Genomic DNA, 18,141 nt, shown 5'->3' with positions numbered 1-18,141 from the left:
CATGACAGGCAAGGAGATGCAGCTACCATCCCCAGAGGTTTTAGCTTCCCTCAAGTCAGGGAAAGCTCTCAACCAAGAGGACTTTTACCGATTAGACTTCAGCAGTCTTAATTTACAAAAAGCCAACCTGAAAAAAGCTAATTTGATTGGAGTCAATCTCAGTCAAACAGATTTGAGCGAAGCCGATCTCAGCGAAGCCGATTTACGGGGAGCAGACCTGAGCAAAGCAATCTTGAGAAACGCCAACTTACAGGGAGCCTATTTATACCGAGTGGATCTTAGTGGAACAGACCTCAGCGGTGCCAATTTAGAGGGAGCTAAGCTGCAAGTATCTCAGTATGATAGTCAAACGATTTTTCCTGAAGGATTTGCCTACAAAACTTCAGGAGCGGTTGGGCCAGGTGCCAACCTTAATGGTGCTAATCTCAATACTGCTAACTTGCGAGATGCCGATTTACAAGGTGCGAATCTACTGGGGGCTTATCTTGGTGGTGCTGACCTAACAGGAGCAAATTTACAAGGAGCTAGACTCAGTAGTGCTGACTTGCGGAAAGCTTTTTTGACAGGAGCTTACTTACGAAATGCCCGATTAAATGGAGCAAATCTGGCATACGTGGATTTACGGGCAGCCGATTTGACTAATGTTGAGTTTGAGCAGCTAGAAAGCATTGCTGGAGCAGATTTTTCCAACGTGCAGGGACTCAGCGAAGAACATAGAACGCGCCTTCTCAACTACTCTATAGAAGAGTTGGATACCTGGAATTTATTTACGCGCAAAACAACACGGGCCAGCTTGGAAAGGGGAGTGGGGAGTTAGAAGTAGAGACGCGATTAATCGCGTCTCTACGGGAGTTAGGAGTTATTTTTCTTATCTCTTTGTCTTTGCGTCCCCACGTCCCCATCTCTCTTTACTTCCCCTGCTCAATCTTCCCTTGTTTCCGCTGTTCCCCATGCTCTCGCAATTGTTGCAATAGCTTTTCTTGAGAGGAAATGGAAGTTACTGGACTGACAATAAGTTCAGGTTTTTTCTCAACTATCTGAACAGTAGCAGGTAGAGGATTAGTTGTGTAGACAGGTGAGGGTTTGTTGTCAGCGATCGCTTTTTTAGTTGGTGCTGGGCTGGCAGCAATAGTCTTGGGTTGATTCGCAACGGCAGCTTTCATTGAGTCTAGGGTGACAGCCACCTTTGCTTGTTCTTGCATCTGTTGTGTAGAGGATACTAAACCACTTAAGCCATTTACCAGTTGCCGCAGATTTTGTCTAAAAGCTGGGTCACCTGTCAATTCATCTAAATCTGATGTAATTTTTTGGGTATTTTCAAACGTTACCCGTGCTGAATCTAAAGTTTGTTGCAATAGTACTAAGTTTTTGGGATCGTTTAAGCTGTTAGAGGCATCGCGCAAATTAGCGGAAGCTTGGGCGGCATTTGCTGAAAGAGTTTCAAAATTTTTGAGTAACTCTCCTTGGGTTAAGCGATTCACAGCCGGTGATAGGGTACTGACTGTAACGCGTAGTTGATTGCTGGTTTCGGTAATATTGTTCAAAGCGCTAACCAACCCAGAACGATTTGTAGTTACTAAGTTATCTAAGTTGCTCAGAAGATTATTAGCTCGACTGGCGGTTGAACCAAATTGACTTGCGGTTACACCTAATTGATTTACCGTTTTAGTAGTAGACGCTGTGAGTTCATTTGTCGCCCGTTGCACTGAATTAGCAGTGGCTGTAAATGTATTTAACTGTCCTTGTAAACTCTTACTTAAACTTCGGATATCTTGACTGAGTTCTGTAAAACTAGCTGCTGCTGCTGATGAGGTTTCTAGAAGTCTATTTACTCTTTGATAAAATCTGGGGTCACTATATGCAGTAGCCAAACTAGTCGAGCTGCGAATAAGTTCATCAATACTGATGCCAATCTGTCCTTGTAACCGCGAACCATCACAAACAATGAGGTTGGAATTACAACTTTTGTCTAGCGGTTTGGCGATAATATTTCTAGTAGGTAGCGAAGTTTTTGGTGTGATATCGATAATGCTTTCGCTAATTAGTCCACTCTGATTAGCTTCAATTAAAACGTTACGGGGCATGATCAGGTCTGGTGAAGCAATTTCAATGACCACATCCACAGCATTTGCCTTGGGCAAAACTTGAGAAATACTTCCTACTTTCACGCCACGATAGCGAACTGGCGAGCCTTTTTGCATTCCGCCAGCATTGGCAAATTCAACAATAGCTTTATATGAACTATTAGCAGAGGTAAATCTATTCAACCACAAGAAAATTAATACAAATGCCCCTAGTCCCAGCAGCACAAATAATCCTACTGAACCTTCTCTCAATGTTCGCCTAGATACGAAGCGGTTTGTTATGATATCTCGCATGTTTATCCTCTACCAATAACCGATTAAAAGTTAGGAGTACAGACGCGATTAATCGCGTCTGTACAGGAGTTAGGAGTTAAATTCAACTACTTACTGTCAACCGATCGCTCCTAATTCATCACTCTTAACTTTCTAGCTCACAACCTGAATAGGCCCCTGCACATTCCCACTCATAAATTGTTTGATTAATGGATGGTCTGTGCTTTCTATTTCACTAACTGTACCTTGCCACTGGACTTTACCTTGATAGAGAAACACTAGTCTATCAGCTGTACGACGGATAGTGCTGTCTTGGTGGGTGACAATGGCATAGGTACTACAAACTCCGTTTGCTAGTTGCAATTGACGGATTAAATCTTCTATCACTGTTGAGGCAATTGGGTCAAGTCCGGCTGTTGGTTCATCGTATAGTAAAACTTCTGGACTATCTTTGGGATTATCGGGGTTAGACATAATTGCACGGGCAAAACTGACTCGTTTTCGCATTCCTCCAGAAAGTTCAGATGGGTAGAGATGCCCTATTTCCGACAAACCTACCATTTCTAATTTTTCTTTGACTAATTCATGAATGCGCGATCGCGGTAACTTGGAATGTTGATATAGCAAAAACCCGACGTTCTCGTCTACTGTTAACGAATCAAATAACGCTGCTTGTTGAAATACCATACCGATGCCAACTGGGTCAACACTATCTTCAATCAAGCCGTCTCGTCGCACTCCCTGTATGTATATTTCTCCTTCATCGGGATTCAATAAGCCAGCTATTACCCGCAAAATTGTCGATTTACCAGTTCCAGAAGGCCCAATAATCCCCAGTGCTTCTCCTCGGTAAATTGTCAAGTCTACGTTATCTAAAACTTTATTGTTACCAAAGGTCTTAGAAACGCCTTTGAGTTCAATTAGTGGTTCAGTCATTATTAATGGTCAGTTGTCAGTGATCAGTGGTGAGCCAGTGTGGTCTTGGGGGTTTCCCCCATGAACAACTGGCGTTAGCGCAGCGTTAGCGATAGCGAAGCGTTAGCGAGTCATCGAGCGTCGGAACGAGCGTCACCCGAAGGAAGGGTCAGTGGTCAGCGGTCAGCGGTCAGTGGAAAATACAACTATCAACTAACAACTGACAAAAATGCAAAATAGTGATGTCATAGTTATTGGTAGCGGTATTGGCGGGTTATCTGCTGCTGGTTTATTAGCCCGTTATGGTAAGCGGGTAATTGTTTGTGAAAGTCATACAATTGCTGGAGGTGCAGCCCACAGTTTTAGACGACGGGGATTTGAATTTGATTCTGGCCCTTCTTTCTATTGTGGTCTGACCAATTCCCATTTGAATCCTGTAAAACAAGTTCTGGATGTGCTTGGTGAATCTCTTCAAGTTATACCCTACAATCCTCTAGGACATTATCACTTTCCTGAAGGAACTTTTGCAGTTTATAGTAATGCCGATCGCTATCGAGAAGAAGTAGCTAAAATTACGCCACAAGGAGCTAGAGAATTTCAGCAGTTTGAAGAACGCTTGCTAGGATTGTACGAAGCAATGAAAGGCATTCCCACTTTGGCGTTAAGGGCTGATTGGCAAGTGATTTTAGTATTGCTAAAACGTTATTTGCCATCTTTGGCAAAAATGTTACCTTATTTGCCGCTTGTGGGGGCTTCTGTTGGCAATGTCATGGATGCTACAGTGAAAGATTCTTGGGTGCGAGGAATTATTGACCTGGAATGCTTTCTGCTTTCTGGTTTAAAGGCACATGGAACAATTGCCCCAGAGGTAGCATTTATGTTAGGCGAACGTTCTCGTACTGGGGTTGAGTATCCTGTGGGAGGCAGTGGGGCTATTGTAAATGCTTTGGTACGAGGGTTAGAACGTTGGGGTGGTGAGTTGCGTCTGGGGTGTCACGTTGAGCAAATTCTCGTGGAAACTGGAAAAGCAGTTGGTGTTAGGTTGCAAAAAGGTGAAATCTTAAAAGCGCCTGTGGTGATTTCTAATGCAACAATTTGGGATACTTGTAATAACTTACTAAATTCTGAAGATTTGCCTGCGTCTTACCGCCAAGCTGCTTTAAAGACACCAGCAGTTGAAAGTTTTATGCATTTGCACTTAGGTATTCGGGCGGCAGATTTAGAGAATTTAACAGGACATCATGTGGTAGTTCGCGATTCCAGTCAAGATATTATCGCACCAGGAAATACTTGCATGATATCGATTCCGAGTGTATGGGATCGGCATCTAGCACCAGAGGGACATCATGTGGTTCATGTTTATAGCCTGGAACCCTACGCGGGATGGGAACGAAATGATGGGTATGAAGCGAAGAAACAACAGAAAGCACAATCTTTATATTGTGCCTTAGAGCGAATTATCCCTGATGTTCGAGAGCGTGTGGTTTTGGAACTCATTGGGACACCGCTGACTCATGCCCATTATCTACGAAGGTATCAAGGAACATATGGCCCGGCGATCGCAGCTGGTAAGATGTTTCCGAGTACGCAAACGCCAATCCAAGGTTTGTATCGCGTGGGAGATAGCACTATGCCGGGAATTGGTGTACCTGCGGTAGCTGCTTCGGGGATTTTGTGTGCCAATAGTTTGGTGGAGCGATCGCAAACAGCACAGTTATTGGAAAATTTAAACTATTGATTACACTCTTGTGTTTATACGAATTTGAAAAATAATTGCAGGCGTTTCAAGTTACCCTAGCTACTGCCGTTAGGCGATCAGGGAAATTAGGTAAAAAAGCTATAATTTACCCTAAGCCTGATTTATCCTACTCCTACACGCAGAAATGGCAGAGGAATCTTTAAAGCTTTTCTTTTCTTACTCTCATAAAGATGAATCTCTACGGGATGAATTATCTAAACACCTGACTATATTGGAATGGCAGGGTGTAATATCAAGCTGGCACGACCGCAAGATACTACCCGGAGAAGAGTGGGATTACCAAATTAACGACAATTTAGACACAGCTGACATTATTCTATTGCTTGTCAGTTCAGATTTTCTTTTTTCTAAGTATTGCTGGGATGTGGAAGTAAAGAAGGCAATAGAACGCCACCATCAAGGCGAAGCTTGTGTTATTCCGGTAATTTTGCGGCCTGTTGATTGGACTGGCGCGCCATTTGCTAAACTGCAAGCTTTACCTAAGAATGCTGAACCTGTAGTGTCAAGGTACTGGCACTCTCAAGATGAGGCTTTTACGGATGTTGCCAAAGGTATTCGGGCTGCTGTTGAAAAACTCAAGCAGGAAAGAGAAAAACGCCAACAAGAACAAGAAGCTGAGAGACTACAGCAACAACAGGAAACTGAAAGGTTACAAAGACAACGAGAACAAGAAGAAGCTGAGAGACTGCAACGAGAACAAGAAGCCGAAAGGCTGCAAAGCCAACAAGAAAAAACTGAGAGAATACAGAAACAACAGGAAGCTGAGAGGTTAAAACGGCAACAAGAACAAGAAGCCAAGAGACTACGACTAAAACGAGAACAAGAAGAAACTGACGATCTGAGTTCTGAGAAGGGTGTAGACTATACGCGATTGCGCGATTTACTCAAAGCAGGAAACTGGAAAGAAGCGGATCGAGAAACTTTAAAAGTGATGCGAAAAGTTGCAGGTAGGGAGAAAGGAGGCAGTCTTGAAATAGAATTAATGAAAAAATTTCCCTGCACTGATTTACGCACTATTGACCAACTGTGGGTAAGATACAGCAATGGACGCTTCGGGTTTAGTGTGCAGAAAAAAATCTGGCTAGAAGTAGGACAAAAGTGGAATGCTTTCTACACTCGTGTGGGATGGCAGATATACGCAAAATGGTGGTTTGGGGGATATATAATAGAGGAAAGTATAAAATCCAACGTAAATGCCCCTATGGGACATCTCCCAATGATGACGTGGAAAGACATGTCCTTCGAGACTTCGTGGTTAGATTGGACTGTAGGGATCTCTTCTTTCGCATCGAGACTTGTAAACTGTAACATATAAGGCTTACACAAAATTGTAAAGATTCCTAAATAAGTCATTTCCTACGAAGTATTGCGGGTTATACGTTTCCGTTACCTGGTACTAGGCATCAATAACATTTTCTTGTTGTGTTTGTAGTACAATGCAAGCTTTTTGGCTGTCATAACAATTAGCAAAGATAAACTTAGATGTGACTTCTTCTATTTCTTGGTTACTTGCTTCCCATTCATCCCAAGGTAGTCTCATTTGTCCTAGAGAGGATTTCTTCGTCTTTGCTTTAGCCCTCAACCCTACTAATAACTTGCTTCCCCAGTAGTTGCAAACTAGAATAAAAATTATGAAACTTAAAGGCATTAAGCGCAAAAATACTATAGAGATATTTCAAGAAATAAACATCCCTGACGGGCAAGAAATAGTCATTGAAATTTTATGCGAAGACTCTACAACAAGCGTCAGTGGTGAATCGCAATTCTGGAAATGCCTAGAAAATTTTCGCCAAGAACAAGAATTAGAAGCCGCAGGTATTGAACCAGAAACTTTTGCAGATGTACGAGATACTTCACCAGGACGTGAGGTAACTTGGTGAACTTGCGCTTTTTATTAGATACTAATATTCTTTCTGAGCCATTGCGCCCAATTCCAAACCCGAATGTTATCAAAATGCTGCGGCGACATGAAAATGAAATAGCAACAGCAACTGTTGTCTATCATGAATTACTTTTTGGGTGCTACCGCCTTCCAGAGTCGAAAAAACGTCAAACTATAGAAAAATATCTTCAAGAGATAGTTCAGCCTAATATACCCTTATTACCATATGATACTAACGCAGCTAAATGGCACGCTACAGAAAGAGCGCGTTTAGTAACTATTGGTAAAACGCCATCATTTGTAGATGGTCAAATCGCTGCAATTTCTAAGGTTAACGGTTTGATTATTGTTACTAATAATGTCTCAGACTACGCTGATTTTATGGAACTACAAGTCGAGAACTGGTTTATCTGAACTACTCTACTGACTAAGTACTCAAAGTATACTAAGGTTAAATTTACAAACTTTCTTGTCTTTTGCCTCCTGTCTCCTGCCTCCTACCTAATTAATTTCAAATGACTGAATCATTTTCTCTGCTGTTGGCAAAAAGCGATCATAATCATCTATTGTTGCTGTATAGGTAATTACGTATGCCTGCTCGCCCTTTAAAGTCCAAACTTGCAGATTCTTTAAACTATTTTCCCCATCCTTACCTGTGAAAATCAATTGATTCGCTCTTTTATTTGCCAGAGTAGTTTCACTACTATCTACAATCTTCGCCTCTGACACAGAATTCTTGATTTCCTGAATAAATAAATTTCTAGATTCATCCAATGTGCTAGAAAGGTCTTCCAAGCTGATAGTTAGCTTTTCTTGAAATTGATCGCCATCACTTTGTTTCGGTGACAAGAATATAACTAATTCTTGAGTAACAGGGTTTTTGACATCTTGTCTTGTCCAACCTTCTGGATATTTTATCTTTACCCCATCCTCAGAGTATTCTTTGGTTAAAACAATGGGCGTAGGAGTTTTGAATTGAGAGAATAAGATAATAGCGATCGCAACTACAGCGGTGATTCCCACTCCCATAAAAATTTTTTTGGCTGATATAGAAAGTGGTTTTTTCTGAACTTGAGTAACTGCTGGCTTCTCTAGATTTTCTAAAGCTTGCAATGCTGATTCTGCTGTTAGGTAACGCTGACGAAAGTCATAGCGCACCATTGTATCTATTATTTCTGTTAACTGTGGGCTGATTTGTGCGTGATGATGCCAATCAATTTCTCCTGTATTGGGGTTTCTTGGTAATCCTAAACCACTGAAATCAGCAGGATTTAGACCTGTCAATGCTTGGATACCAATCACTCCTACTGCATAGATATCACTACTAAATTGTGGGACTTGATTAGCTTGTTCGCTGGGCATATAACCAGGAGTCCCAATAGCAACAGTAAAACTTGATTGCCCATTAGAATTAGCTATTTGAGTACTAATTTGTTTGACTGCTCCAAAGTCAATCAGTACTACTTTGCTATCTGAATTTCTACGTCGGATGTTAGCAGGCTTAATATCCCGATGAATTACATTGCTTTGATGGACAAACTTTAGAACTTCCAAAATTTCTTTTAAAAGTTTAATTACCTGAGCCTGACTCAGTTGGTTACTTTTAGGAGGTAGTTCTTCACTGAGGTCATGACCTGGAATAAATTCTTGAACTAAATAAAATTCTTGATGTTCTTCAAAATGAGCCAACAGTTGGGGAATTTGGTCATGCTTTCCTAAACTTTCAAGAGTGGCTGCTTCTAAGTCAAACAATCGTTTAGCTTCCCGTAAAGTGAATTCATCATTAGAGAGTGGTTTCAAATGCTTTACAACGCACTGGGGTTTACCCGGTCGTTGCATGTCTAAAGCTAAGTAAGTCTTGCCAAATCCTCCTTGTCCCAGTTGAGCGAGTATTTGGTAGCGTCCACCCACCGTTTGACTCAGCATCAAATTCACCCTTGCTCCTAGAATTACGCACTCACTGATTCATTAATCTTGATTTTTGCACATAATAATGAGTGCTGAGTGCTAGTTGATGACTGACGGCTGTCAGGTGGTAGCAAAGAGGCTGTAATGATATAACGTAGTGGAAAGCCTCTGTATCAAGCATTTTCTTATCTGTCTTAATTACGAATTAGTATGAGCCTCAGTCTGTGCATGATTGTCAAAAATGAAGAAGCTGCACTGCCAAAATGTCTGAGCAGTGTCAAAAACGTTGTAGATGAAACGATCGTGCTGGATACAGGCTCAAGCGATCGCACTCCCTATATTGCCAAACAATTTGGTGCAAAAGTGCATCACTTTCAATGGTGTAATAATTTCAGTGTTGCTCGCAATGCTGCTCTCAAATATGTGACTGGTGACTGGATTCTGGTATTAGATGCTGATGAAACTCTGACACCAAGTATTGTGCCGCAGATCAGGGCAGTCATGCAAAACGAAGAATATCTGCTCATGAACCTCATCCGCCAAGAAGTGGGTGCAGCACAATCTCCCTACTCACTGGTTTCTCGACTATTTCGCAATCACTCAGATATTCGCTTTGAACGTCCTTATCACGCCTTAGTGGATGACAGCGTTGCCGCCATTTTAACGAAGGAACCCCATTGGCAGATAGGTTATTTACAAGAAGTAGCCATTCTCCACAAAGGATATCAAAAAATTGCGATCGCTCAAAACAACAAACATGCCAAAGCCACAGCGGCAATGGAAGAGTTTTTCGCTACCCATCCTCACGATCCCTATGTTTGCAGTAAGTTGGGGGCATTATATGTGGAAACTGGCAAAATTACTCAAGGTATGGAGTTACTGAAACGAGGAGTCGCTGCTTGTGAAGAAAACTACGAAATTTTGTATGAACTGCACTACCATTTAGGCATTGCCTACAGTCGTTTGCAAAATCCTCAACAAGCTATTGCTCATTATCAAACTGCCATTAAATTACCAATTTACCCCATACTCAAATTAGGAGCATACAACAATTTGGGTAACTTACTTAAAGCATCTGGCGATTTAAACAGTGCAAAAACAGCTTATGAAACAGCTTTGAAGATAGACCCCAATTTTGCTGCCGGACATTACAATTTGGGAATGATCCAAAAAGCCTTTGGCTTATTTACAGATGCGATCGCCTCTTACCAAAAAGCCATCCGTTTAAATCCCAGTTATGCCGAAGCGTATCAAAACTTAGGGGTAGTGTTGTTGAAAGTTGGCAATGTCCAAGCTAGTTTAACAGCTTTTGGCAATGCGATCGTCCTTCACGAACAGCAGAACCCTCAAGAAGCAAAAAGATTGCGTCAAGGTTTGCGAGAAATGGGATTGATTAAGTTCTGAGTGAGAAATTAGGAGAGACGCGATGCCAGTCGCTACAACGGGGGGAACCCCCGCAACGCGCTGGCTCATTAATCGCGTCTGTACAAGAGTTAGTTGTCAGCGGTTATTATACTTGGGATTCTCCTCTTTGATGTAGGCATCTAAACACTTTTTATGTTTCGGTGTCATTGTGTTGGAGATACAAAAGTAACACCATTATTCTCTCGAATTAGTTTTATGTATACTCCAGTTTTATTGGCAATATAAGGTTGTGAATTATTTTTCTTTCTTGTATTTTGGTAAATTTTTTAATACTCTGTTAGCATATGTTGAGACAGCAATTTATATCAAGATTACAAGGAAAACAAGTCTCCTATACAAAAGCAAGGTATTTATTGGGTAAAGACAGTAAGCCATTTAAGCGTGAGTCAGAGCATTTTGTATTTAGCTCTATGGGGAAAGTAAAAATTTCTACATTGAGACTAGATGGAATAACCATAATCACTAGTGGAGCATTAAGGCAATATAAAATAAAGGTATGTCCTATATCTCGTTAGAAATCTTTCAGCATTTTAGGTTTCACTACCTATTAATACAGTTTTAAATTATCGCTCAACACTCAAATTATTGGTTTCTTAACTACTAAATACTGCTAACTGCACTCTGGTTAAGAATCAGTATGAAGCTGTATTAAGAATACAAAATCAAACTCTCTTGTATCTATTTTGCTAAAGAGCCTTTTGCAAATATGCCTTCAATAACTTACAATCGCACCGATAGCCAGCAGCCACAAAGCATCATCATTAAAGATTATGTTATCCGTCCAGGATTACACATTCTCACTCACCAGCAGATTAGGTTAGTGCGCGAGCAAATACAGCATAATGAGAAGCTTGAATATTTAGTGAGTCAAGGTGTCATTAAATTGAATGGTTAATAAGCTCCCAATACGGAGTTAATTGTATGTGCATCTTTTAACTTTAAGGCGATCGTGATGGGATAATTATTATAATTGTCGCTAAATATCATCAATGTTCGGTTACACTAAACCGAGCATAATTTATTGAAGGTAAAAAGCCTATATCAAGCTAAAGTAGTGTGTAAAAAATAGAGCAAGCATGAAGATATCAAGCGGAACGCGATCGCCTTTGAAAATTTATCAGTTTTTTGAAGGCAGCATTGACTCAAGTGGCAGAAAAGTTGCACTTGGTGCATTATGTAGTGTTTAGACTGTCGGCGATCGCAATCTTCTCGTTGGCAATCAGCTGAGGATGACCACTGAAGGAATTGCTGTAGTTTTGGTGAGAAGCAGTATCATTTAACTTTAAGCGACTAATCCACCTCGTAAAGCACAAACTGCTATTTGAGTCCGGTCACTGAGACATAACTTGTTGAGAATATTCCGAACGTGAGTCTTAACTGTACCTACTGAAATATAGAGTTTCTCTGCGATCGCAGCGTTGCTGCATCCATCCACAATCAGCTTTAAGACATCTAATTCTCGTACAGTCAAGGGATAAGTTTCGACGATGTGACTAGATTCCGGTGACAAGCCATTGATTGCAGTTGTCTGTGGTCGAGCATTGGCAGCAATTGAAGCTTTCTGAGTTTGTTGCAACACGATGCGAGCGATCGCTGGGTCAATCCAGGAATTTCCACTAGCAGTGATTTGCAAAGCATCTACCAATTTATCAATACTTGTATCTTTCATGCAGTAAGAATCTGCTCCCGCAGCGAAGGCAGCCAGAACAGTATCTTCGCTATCTTGCATGGTCATAATTAAAATTTTAGTTTTGGGGGTCTGTTCTTTGTCCATTGAATTTAAGAAGTGTTGAGTCAACTCAATACCGCTCATATCAGGCAAACCCACATCGACAATTGCAATATCTGGTTGAGTAGACTCGAGCAACTTCAGACCCGATTTAGCATCTCTAGCATCACCGATGACCTCAAAGTCATCCAATTTCTGCAAAGCAGCACGTATGCCAACTCGTGTAAGCTCATGATCTTCAATTAAAACTACACGGATTGTATTCATTTCTAAGCCTCAAATTTTTGCTAATATTTAGAGACAAAAGTTCTAAATTGTTTTGAAAATAATTTTTCTATAGCTTAAGAATTATGAAGCTTGGACAAGCTTTATTCAATTCATCCTTAGATGGATTTATAAATTCAAATATTCTTCAGTTTAAATGTTATATCAAAAAGGCTCAAGCATTCTTGCCTGAGCCACTGCTAAATAAAATTAATTTGCTAGATTAATGGGTTAGTTAGCTCAAACAGCTAAATCCATGAAACTTAGTAGCGGTTGCGGAAGTTATTTCCCCGATTACCACCAAATGAACCTCTTTCTTCTCTGGGCTTAGCCTTATTCACTTTCAGGTCACGTCCCATCCACTCTGCACCATTGAGTGCATCAATGGCAGCTGTTTCTTCAGCATCTGTACCCATTTCTACAAAACCAAAACCTCGCAGCTGTCCTGTTTCACGGTCAGTAGGTAACTGAACCCGCTTGACAGAACCATATTCTGCAAACACAGCATTTAGGTTTTCTTCTGTAACTTCGTAAGAAAGATTGCCTACATAAACTGACATAGATTGTCTCCGAAACTATAAATGTGTAGAGATTTAGGTTTCGGAGAAAAGTTTGTAAATACCAAAAACAAAAAGCCTGTCAATACTAAAAACAAACGCTGTTAACCGAATTAACTCTCATCTCCCATCATGACACAGCAGACAACTTTCAGGCAGAAAATTGGAAAAGCGTTATATAAAGTCATGTAAACAATTAATAGCTAGGTTATGGTACATTAGCACAAAACTGCAAAAAAATTCACTAGGACTGAGCCAGCTTCCGTCATGCTGAGGAGGGGAAATTAACCTCAATTCTCAAACAAACTCTAAAAGAATACACTAAATTTTATGATAAGTAGCTGAAGTGTTATACTCAGTAACATCACCAGATATTATTTGCCTACATAACACGTTTTAAGGTGTACAAAATATGCAAACCACTTCAAATCTAATTCTAGAATTTGAAAAATTATTTAGACAAAAATTACAATTGAATAATTGTAGGCTAAAGAAGAAAAGACAAGAGAATAATTATGAAATTATTACTCCTGCCAAAGATATTTTTCTGATGTATTGGTCCGACTTTCCTGAAATTATCTTGATATATCAACCTATAGGAATACGAACAAAGCAGACTATAGTTTATGAGCGAGCTATCCGCGACCACATTAATTTTTGTGTGAGTAGCGTCCAGGATAAGCCTAACTCTAGCCTTATTACTTTAGAGAAAGAACAAAACTAAAGTTTTTTATTTTAAGTACTAAAAATATCTTCGTTGATACAGTTAGCGAAGGTATTACAAAGTTTCATACAGATGTGTTGCAATTATAAACGGTTAACGACAAATTAATGATTTTAGCATTTGTATCATCTCTATGTACCTATTTATAGTACTTCGAATAATGGTGTCAAATACTACCTTTGGACTTTGATTTACTTAAGGTAACATTCCAGTTCAACGAGCCGAGCGTGAATCTCTAGGAAATGGTTTCGGCTTTTGATAGGTGTTTGTGGTACAGACAATTGTGCAAAAAGGATTTGATGAAAGCACTATTGATTTACCCTCAGTATACCTAATCTTTTGAGTCTGACGATCGCTTTATGGAAATCGCCAGTCTCAAAGCCGTCTTGCCTCCACATAAATGTAATCAACTGCAAATACCTCAAAACAAAAAGATAAAAAGTCCCTCTTTGTTTTTTTGGAAAAACTAAACGAGCGTGCGATCGCCTGCTTTAAAATTACACTCGCTGTGATGTTTGTGTTGTTTTGGGATTGGCGATCTTGAGAATAGCAGACGATAGTAAGCGATCGCTATTAAAAAAGCTTATTGCAACAGACACAGTTTAATAGTTCAACATATGTAATAGATAGCAAGCGTTAACAGACATGGCACAAAGTAACCAACTAGAGATACGCTACATTAGTCCTAAAGTCAGACAGTTGATTAAAATGTACGCTGCTGTGAATAACTGTACACAGTCTGAAATGTTGGAGCGCATTGTTTTGGAATGGAATGCCCAACAAAGCGGGAGCGAACGACCGCCAGGAGACGAAGATGAATAGTTTTTTTATAAAAGCTATCGCCGCATAGTATATAGGATTAAGTAAACTAAGCTACCCTAGTTACGGAGCAGCTTAGTTTAAGTCAATACTGTTAACAGCCTAATGTGGGACAGTTATATTACATAGGAAATCATGTGTTGAATCCAAGAAACTAAGCTGAATTATCAGGAAAGGCTAGGAAATGTAACTCCTAGTAAAAGTCAATATTTAAGCTTCGAGTCTACAAATATTTTTTTCCTAGTGCTTAGTATCTTCATGCAGAAAATCCCTAATCAAGCTTCTGACCATCTTAAAAAAAACTTAAAAAAAATTATGCAGCTATGGGAGGAGCGAGCTCGCAATGAAATAAGTGCAGCTATTCATCAAACCTCTCTTTCATTGCAGAATTCGTTACCTGAATATTTAAGCCAAATTGCAGAGGAACTATCGAATAAAGTTGAAAAGACTTCTGTGCAAATAGCCGCGGATAAGGTAGAAAGCACTCGTATTGGTAATCAGCATGGCCATGAACGAGCTAGTTTTGTAAACTATTCGTTAGATCAAGTCATCTTAGAGTACCATATCCTGCGGCAGGTACTTTTCCAAGTTATGGAAGAAGAAACACCTTTAGAAATAAATGAACGAGATATTATAATTAACTCAATTGAGCAAGCTGTTAACGATGCTGCCACTCAGTTTTCAAAGACTCTTCAAGATATTCAAGAACTATTTATGGTTACTCTTACCCACGATCTTAGGGGACCAATGAATGTAGCAAAAATGGGAGCTCAAATTATTATTGGACATCCTGAAAGAACCGATCTTCATATAAATATCGCAAATAGAATTGATAAGGCAATCAATCGGCTAGATTCGATGATTCAAGATTTGCTTGATGCCAGCAGGATTCGGGCGGGGCAGAGCTTAGAGCTTAATTTTGAAGAATGTAAACTAGACGTTGTATTGAGAGATTTAGTACAGGATCTCAACTTTACTTACGGAGAGAGATTTATTTTTGTATCTTCTCATCCTATTATCAGTTATTGCAGCTTAAAGGAAATACGCCGGATGATTGAAAACTTGGCAATTAACGCTGTTAAATACGGCGATCGCAACATGCCAATCACGATCGTGCTTGAAGAAACCGAAGCGCATGTAAAGCTTACAGTTCACAATAAAGGTAATCCTATTGCACGTGAAGAACAGTCAACATTATTCCAACAATTTCGTCGAGCCAAATCTGTTGAAAACCAGAAGGGATGGGGTTTAGGTTTATTTCTGGTTAAAAGCATTACTGAAGCACATCAAGGCATAGTTTTCGTTGAAAGCCTTAAGGCTAAAGGCACAAGCTTTGTGATTAAATTACCAAAAGATCCAAGAGTTATTTAAAGTCCGCAGTCAATATCAGATGCCGATTTGACCAAGAAGTTTCCCAGGTAGGCTAGTTCAAGAAAAATTTTCTAGAGATTGGGTCTTGTTTAAGCGATTGAACAAAATCCCTCAAAGTCATCATTTTGCCATTTAAGGTGAACTTAGGGGTGCCATTTTGAGCCACAATTCTTACCTCACCGTCTTTGATCTGAATCTTATTTTTAATGCTGTCCCATAAAGTGTTAAAGCTCTCATCATCCTTGCAACCATTAGCTTCAATGAACTGTTGACGCACTTCAGCTTTTAGTGATTGTGCTTCTGCTGCTTGGGTGCGTGCCTCAAAGTGTTTAATTACATCTTTATAAGCACTTTCTCTCAAGATTTTGTTTTCAGCCTGAACTTGTGCTAACTGAGTTTTTATAGCTTGCAGTTCTGAAATTAAAGCGGCTGATCTCTGATATTCAACTTTTAAGGCAAGCTTTGCATTGGCTAACAAGACTTTGTAATCTAGCTGCTGTTGGTTTTGAATTGTTTCAGATTCCATTTTATCTCGTGATTGTATTTATTCAATGATACTTACTGAAGAGTAAGAATTATTAGTATGCAAAATTTAACACTGCTTTGTTGGGATTTGGAGATAATGTAGAGTTCCATCTCGACTGTAAAGCTGATGTGCTTTAGATGCGCTCAGCTTTACATTTAGGTCAAAGCGATTTAGATGGCGATCGCTAACATATAGAGACGATTAAAGACAAGTTCAAATTAACTAGATTTGGCTGGTAGCTAAACTTAGCAAACTACCACCAGCGAAATGCCCATTTTGAGCAAATCGCTCTGTCAGAATTTGTTGATAAACTGCTTCATAACCAGTAGTCATTTGCCGAGTGCTGAAACAATTTTCGACATGCTGCCGACAAGTAAAGCGGTCTAACTGAGTTACCCGCTCGATGGCACTGATGCATTCTTGAATATTATTGCAGAGGAAACCTGTCTTACCGTCGGCAATGACTTCGACAGTAGACCCCAGTTTCATAGCAATTACCGGCGTGCCCGAAGCCATTGATTCAACCATCACCAACCCAAACGGTTCTCGCCAAGTGATAGGGAACAGAGTTGCTACTGCACCTCCCATGAGGGCATTTTTTTGAACATGGTTAGCTTCACCCAGATACTCAATTTGTTTAGAGTCAATATGTGGTTTAATTTCCTTCTCAAAGTATTCCACATCAACGGCATCTATCTTACCTGCCATTTTCAAGCGCCAACCAGCTTGCTTGGCAATTTCTATTGCTAAGTGCGCTCCTTTCTCAGGAGACATCCGACCCAGAAACGCCAGGTAGGGAGGATCTTCTGGTTGGGTATGAAACTCATAACTACTGACATCAATTCCGTTGTAGACCGTTGCTAGATAATTCAGTTCTAACCTTGGTTCCCTTTGTGCGTTGGAAATAGTAACGTAGGGTTGATTTTTTCCAAATCTAAACATTTTTTCGTTGTCTGGCGTGAAAATACCATGCAACGTGTGAACTGTTGGAGTGCTGACCAGATTTGCGTAGGCTAACGCCCCATGTCCAGTATGGGCGTGAATAATATCAAATTCTTTTGCCCGTTCATATACTGAAGCTAGATTCAGCATCTCGTAAATGCTGCAATCCTTAATAGTAGAATCGAGTCTGAGGGCGCGGGGGTGAACTGATACGAGTTTTGCCAGACTGATAGAATCTCCAGATGCAAATAAAGTTACTTCGTGTCCGCGTCTAACTAATTCATCGGTCAGCAACCCTACTACTAACTCAATACCTCCATAAGCTGGAGGCGGTACTCTCTCCCATAGTGGGGCGATCTGAGCTATTCGCATCACAAACCTCTTAAAAAGTCAGAAATTATCTAGAAATGTTTCTTTCGTGTTTAAATAGTGCTTATAAAGGATTGATTCAGCACTAAAAACACAGTATTTATTAAGAATCTCCTCTCAATCTTATGCTTTATTTTCCAAATTGATTGATTACTTTATATAGGGAAATTACTCTCTTTTTTAGAAGTAAATAAATTTTATTTTTTATAATTTTGTGCTTATGTGCGATTTGTACTAATTACATTATGGTTCTTCAGCAGCTTGACAATACAGTCTTTTAGCACCGTTTATCCAACGATCGTAATTAAGACGGCGGGTTGGACGCGAAAAACTAAGTTTGATAATAGTGTTAAGGTAAATAAAGCCACTGTTACAAGACCAGATGTTGCTGACGATAACGGTGTTATTCACATCATTGGCATAGTGTTGTTTACTGCTGAAGTAAATGCTTAGATAAACAACACTATTTCTAAGGCAGTAATCATTTATATTTGTTCCCTTACTACTGCCTAGATTTATAAATTTACGTTAAAAATGACTTAACTCATTTAGTTGTGAAGTGTTCCGTCAGGCATCTTTGTTTCAGTCAATCCT

Annotated in this window: 18 protein-coding genes and 1 pseudogene; 11 read left to right on the top strand and 8 right to left on the bottom strand. The window is 40.0% G+C overall.

Annotated elements, in window-relative coordinates; all coding sequences use genetic code 11:
* The first annotated feature begins 1 nt into the window (after window position 1).
* Complete coding sequence (locus RMY31_RS04205) at window positions 2-817, top strand: pentapeptide repeat-containing protein (protein ID WP_322657025.1); 816 nt, start codon at window positions 2-4, stop codon at window positions 815-817.
* 91 nt (window positions 818-908) lie between these two features.
* Here RMY31_RS04205 and RMY31_RS04200 read toward each other — a convergent pair whose 3' ends face one another.
* Together RMY31_RS04200 and RMY31_RS04195 are read right to left on the bottom strand one after the other, a co-directional pair.
* Window positions 909-2,378, bottom strand: a complete 1,470-nt coding sequence (locus RMY31_RS04200; protein WP_322657024.1) for an MlaD family protein — start codon at window positions 2,376-2,378, stop codon at window positions 909-911.
* 132 nt (window positions 2,379-2,510) lie between these two features.
* Window positions 2,511-3,293, bottom strand: coding sequence for an ABC transporter ATP-binding protein (locus RMY31_RS04195; protein ID WP_322657023.1), 783 nt, complete (start codon window positions 3,291-3,293; stop codon window positions 2,511-2,513).
* A gap of 208 nt (window positions 3,294-3,501) precedes the next feature.
* Here RMY31_RS04195 and RMY31_RS04190 point away from each other — a divergent pair, with 208 nt between their 5' ends.
* Both RMY31_RS04190 and RMY31_RS04185 read left to right on the top strand, forming a co-directional pair.
* The gene (locus RMY31_RS04190; RefSeq protein WP_322657022.1) at window positions 3,502-5,010 is read left to right on the top strand and encodes an NAD(P)/FAD-dependent oxidoreductase; all 1,509 of its coding nucleotides are present in this window, start codon (window positions 3,502-3,504) and stop codon (window positions 5,008-5,010) included.
* A 145-nt stretch (window positions 5,011-5,155) separates the two neighbouring features.
* A complete protein-coding gene (locus tag RMY31_RS04185) occupies window positions 5,156-6,346 on the top strand; it encodes a GUN4 domain-containing protein (protein ID WP_322657021.1) in 1,191 nt (396 codons plus the stop codon).
* 81 nt (window positions 6,347-6,427) lie between these two features.
* On the opposite strand, the gene RMY31_RS04180 is transcribed toward RMY31_RS04185, so the two are convergent.
* Window positions 6,428-6,571, bottom strand: a complete 144-nt coding sequence (locus RMY31_RS04180; protein ID WP_322657020.1) for a hypothetical protein — start codon at window positions 6,569-6,571, stop codon at window positions 6,428-6,430.
* A 91-nt stretch (window positions 6,572-6,662) separates the two neighbouring features.
* Between RMY31_RS04180 and RMY31_RS04175 the strand changes: the two genes are divergently transcribed.
* Both RMY31_RS04175 and RMY31_RS04170 read left to right on the top strand, forming a co-directional pair.
* Window positions 6,663-6,911, top strand: a complete 249-nt coding sequence (locus RMY31_RS04175) for a hypothetical protein (protein ID WP_322657019.1) — start codon at window positions 6,663-6,665, stop codon at window positions 6,909-6,911.
* A complete protein-coding gene (locus RMY31_RS04170; protein WP_322657018.1) occupies window positions 6,908-7,327 on the top strand; it encodes a type II toxin-antitoxin system VapC family toxin in 420 nt (139 codons plus the stop codon). The genes RMY31_RS04175 and RMY31_RS04170 overlap by 4 nt, the downstream gene beginning before the upstream one ends.
* An 87-nt stretch (window positions 7,328-7,414) precedes the next feature.
* Here the strand turns inward: RMY31_RS04170 and RMY31_RS04165 are convergent, their stop codons facing one another.
* Window positions 7,415-8,839, bottom strand: a complete 1,425-nt coding sequence (locus RMY31_RS04165) for a protein kinase domain-containing protein (protein ID WP_322657017.1) — start codon at window positions 8,837-8,839, stop codon at window positions 7,415-7,417.
* A gap of 192 nt (window positions 8,840-9,031) precedes the next feature.
* On the opposite strand from RMY31_RS04165, the gene RMY31_RS04160 reads away from it, so the two are divergent.
* Window positions 9,032-10,225, top strand: coding sequence for a tetratricopeptide repeat protein (locus tag RMY31_RS04160; protein ID WP_409877283.1), 1,194 nt, complete (start codon window positions 9,032-9,034; stop codon window positions 10,223-10,225).
* A 727-nt stretch (window positions 10,226-10,952) separates the two neighbouring features.
* Window positions 10,953-11,141 (top strand): hypothetical protein, encoded by a 189-nt coding sequence (locus tag RMY31_RS04155; RefSeq protein WP_322657015.1) that lies wholly within the window; start codon window positions 10,953-10,955, stop codon window positions 11,139-11,141.
* Between the two features lie 387 nt (window positions 11,142-11,528).
* Here the strand turns inward: RMY31_RS04155 and RMY31_RS04150 are convergent, their stop codons facing one another.
* Together RMY31_RS04150 and RMY31_RS04145 are read right to left on the bottom strand one after the other, a co-directional pair.
* Complete coding sequence (locus RMY31_RS04150) at window positions 11,529-12,242, bottom strand: response regulator (protein WP_322657014.1); 714 nt, start codon at window positions 12,240-12,242, stop codon at window positions 11,529-11,531.
* 260 nt (window positions 12,243-12,502) lie between these two features.
* Complete coding sequence (locus tag RMY31_RS04145) at window positions 12,503-12,799, bottom strand: RNA recognition motif domain-containing protein (protein WP_322657013.1); 297 nt, start codon at window positions 12,797-12,799, stop codon at window positions 12,503-12,505.
* A 409-nt stretch (window positions 12,800-13,208) separates the two neighbouring features.
* On the opposite strand from RMY31_RS04145, the gene RMY31_RS04140 reads away from it, so the two are divergent.
* The 3 genes from RMY31_RS04140 to RMY31_RS04130 all read left to right on the top strand — a co-directional run bounded on the left by RMY31_RS04140 (window position 13,209) and on the right by RMY31_RS04130 (window position 15,710).
* Entirely contained in the window at window positions 13,209-13,520 is a 312-nt protein-coding gene (locus tag RMY31_RS04140) for a hypothetical protein (protein ID WP_322657012.1), read from the top strand.
* 645 nt (window positions 13,521-14,165) lie between these two features.
* Window positions 14,166-14,342: a hypothetical protein gene (locus RMY31_RS04135; protein WP_322657011.1), complete on the top strand. Its 177-nt coding sequence runs from the start codon at window positions 14,166-14,168 to the stop codon at window positions 14,340-14,342.
* A gap of 255 nt (window positions 14,343-14,597) precedes the next feature.
* Window positions 14,598-15,710, top strand: coding sequence for a HAMP domain-containing sensor histidine kinase (locus RMY31_RS04130; protein ID WP_322657010.1), 1,113 nt, complete (start codon window positions 14,598-14,600; stop codon window positions 15,708-15,710).
* A gap of 52 nt (window positions 15,711-15,762) precedes the next feature.
* Here the strand turns inward: RMY31_RS04130 and RMY31_RS04125 are convergent, their stop codons facing one another.
* Window positions 15,763-16,236: a hypothetical protein gene (locus RMY31_RS04125; RefSeq protein WP_322657009.1), complete on the bottom strand. Its 474-nt coding sequence runs from the start codon at window positions 16,234-16,236 to the stop codon at window positions 15,763-15,765.
* 222 nt (window positions 16,237-16,458) lie between these two features.
* Window positions 16,459-17,550: a glycosyltransferase family 4 protein gene (locus RMY31_RS04120; RefSeq protein WP_322657008.1), complete on the bottom strand. Its 1,092-nt coding sequence runs from the start codon at window positions 17,548-17,550 to the stop codon at window positions 16,459-16,461.
* A 339-nt stretch (window positions 17,551-17,889) separates the two neighbouring features.
* Between RMY31_RS04120 and RMY31_RS04115 the strand changes: the two are divergent.
* Window positions 17,890-18,000 (top strand): annotated as a pseudogene (locus tag RMY31_RS04115) (fasciclin domain-containing protein); the annotation flags it as partial.
* Window positions 18,001-18,141 lie beyond the last annotated feature (141 nt).

The sequence above is a fragment of the Dendronalium sp. ChiSLP03b genome, from assembly GCF_034531165.2.
Classification (GTDB): domain Bacteria; phylum Cyanobacteriota; class Cyanobacteriia; order Cyanobacteriales; family Nostocaceae; genus Dendronalium; species Dendronalium minutum.
The sequence above is the reverse complement of the archived record's forward strand: the minus strand, read 5'-3'. Positions and strand labels throughout refer to the sequence as shown.

What these genes read in the sequence shown, in the direction of transcription:
- RMY31_RS04145 (WP_322657013.1), bottom strand. Translation starts at nt 12,799, where the DNA reads ATGTCAGTTTATGTAGGCAATCTTTCTTACGAAGTTACAGAAGAAAAC.
- RMY31_RS04180 (WP_322657020.1), bottom strand. Translation starts at nt 6,571, where the DNA reads ATGAGACTACCTTGGGATGAATGGGAAGCAAGTAACCAAGAAATAGAA.
- RMY31_RS04135 (WP_322657011.1), top strand. Translation starts at nt 14,166, where the DNA reads ATGGCACAAAGTAACCAACTAGAGATACGCTACATTAGTCCTAAAGTC.
- RMY31_RS04200 (WP_322657024.1), bottom strand. Translation starts at nt 2,378, where the DNA reads ATGCGAGATATCATAACAAACCGCTTCGTATCTAGGCGAACATTGAGA.
- RMY31_RS04175 (WP_322657019.1), top strand. Translation starts at nt 6,663, where the DNA reads ATGAAACTTAAAGGCATTAAGCGCAAAAATACTATAGAGATATTTCAA.
- RMY31_RS04120 (WP_322657008.1), bottom strand. Translation starts at nt 17,550, where the DNA reads ATGCGAATAGCTCAGATCGCCCCACTATGGGAGAGAGTACCGCCTCCA.
- RMY31_RS04155 (WP_322657015.1), top strand. Translation starts at nt 10,953, where the DNA reads ATGCCTTCAATAACTTACAATCGCACCGATAGCCAGCAGCCACAAAGC.
- RMY31_RS04140 (WP_322657012.1), top strand. Translation starts at nt 13,209, where the DNA reads ATGCAAACCACTTCAAATCTAATTCTAGAATTTGAAAAATTATTTAGA.
- RMY31_RS04185 (WP_322657021.1), top strand. Translation starts at nt 5,156, where the DNA reads ATGGCAGAGGAATCTTTAAAGCTTTTCTTTTCTTACTCTCATAAAGAT.
- RMY31_RS04125 (WP_322657009.1), bottom strand. Translation starts at nt 16,236, where the DNA reads ATGGAATCTGAAACAATTCAAAACCAACAGCAGCTAGATTACAAAGTC.
- RMY31_RS04165 (WP_322657017.1), bottom strand. Translation starts at nt 8,839, where the DNA reads ATGCTGAGTCAAACGGTGGGTGGACGCTACCAAATACTCGCTCAACTG.
- RMY31_RS04195 (WP_322657023.1), bottom strand. Translation starts at nt 3,293, where the DNA reads ATGACTGAACCACTAATTGAACTCAAAGGCGTTTCTAAGACCTTTGGT.
- RMY31_RS04205 (WP_322657025.1), top strand. Translation starts at nt 2, where the DNA reads ATGACAGGCAAGGAGATGCAGCTACCATCCCCAGAGGTTTTAGCTTCC.
- RMY31_RS04150 (WP_322657014.1), bottom strand. Translation starts at nt 12,242, where the DNA reads ATGAATACAATCCGTGTAGTTTTAATTGAAGATCATGAGCTTACACGA.
- RMY31_RS04160 (WP_409877283.1), top strand. Translation starts at nt 9,032, where the DNA reads ATGAGCCTCAGTCTGTGCATGATTGTCAAAAATGAAGAAGCTGCACTG.
- RMY31_RS04130 (WP_322657010.1), top strand. Translation starts at nt 14,598, where the DNA reads ATGCAGAAAATCCCTAATCAAGCTTCTGACCATCTTAAAAAAAACTTA.
- RMY31_RS04190 (WP_322657022.1), top strand. Translation starts at nt 3,502, where the DNA reads ATGCAAAATAGTGATGTCATAGTTATTGGTAGCGGTATTGGCGGGTTA.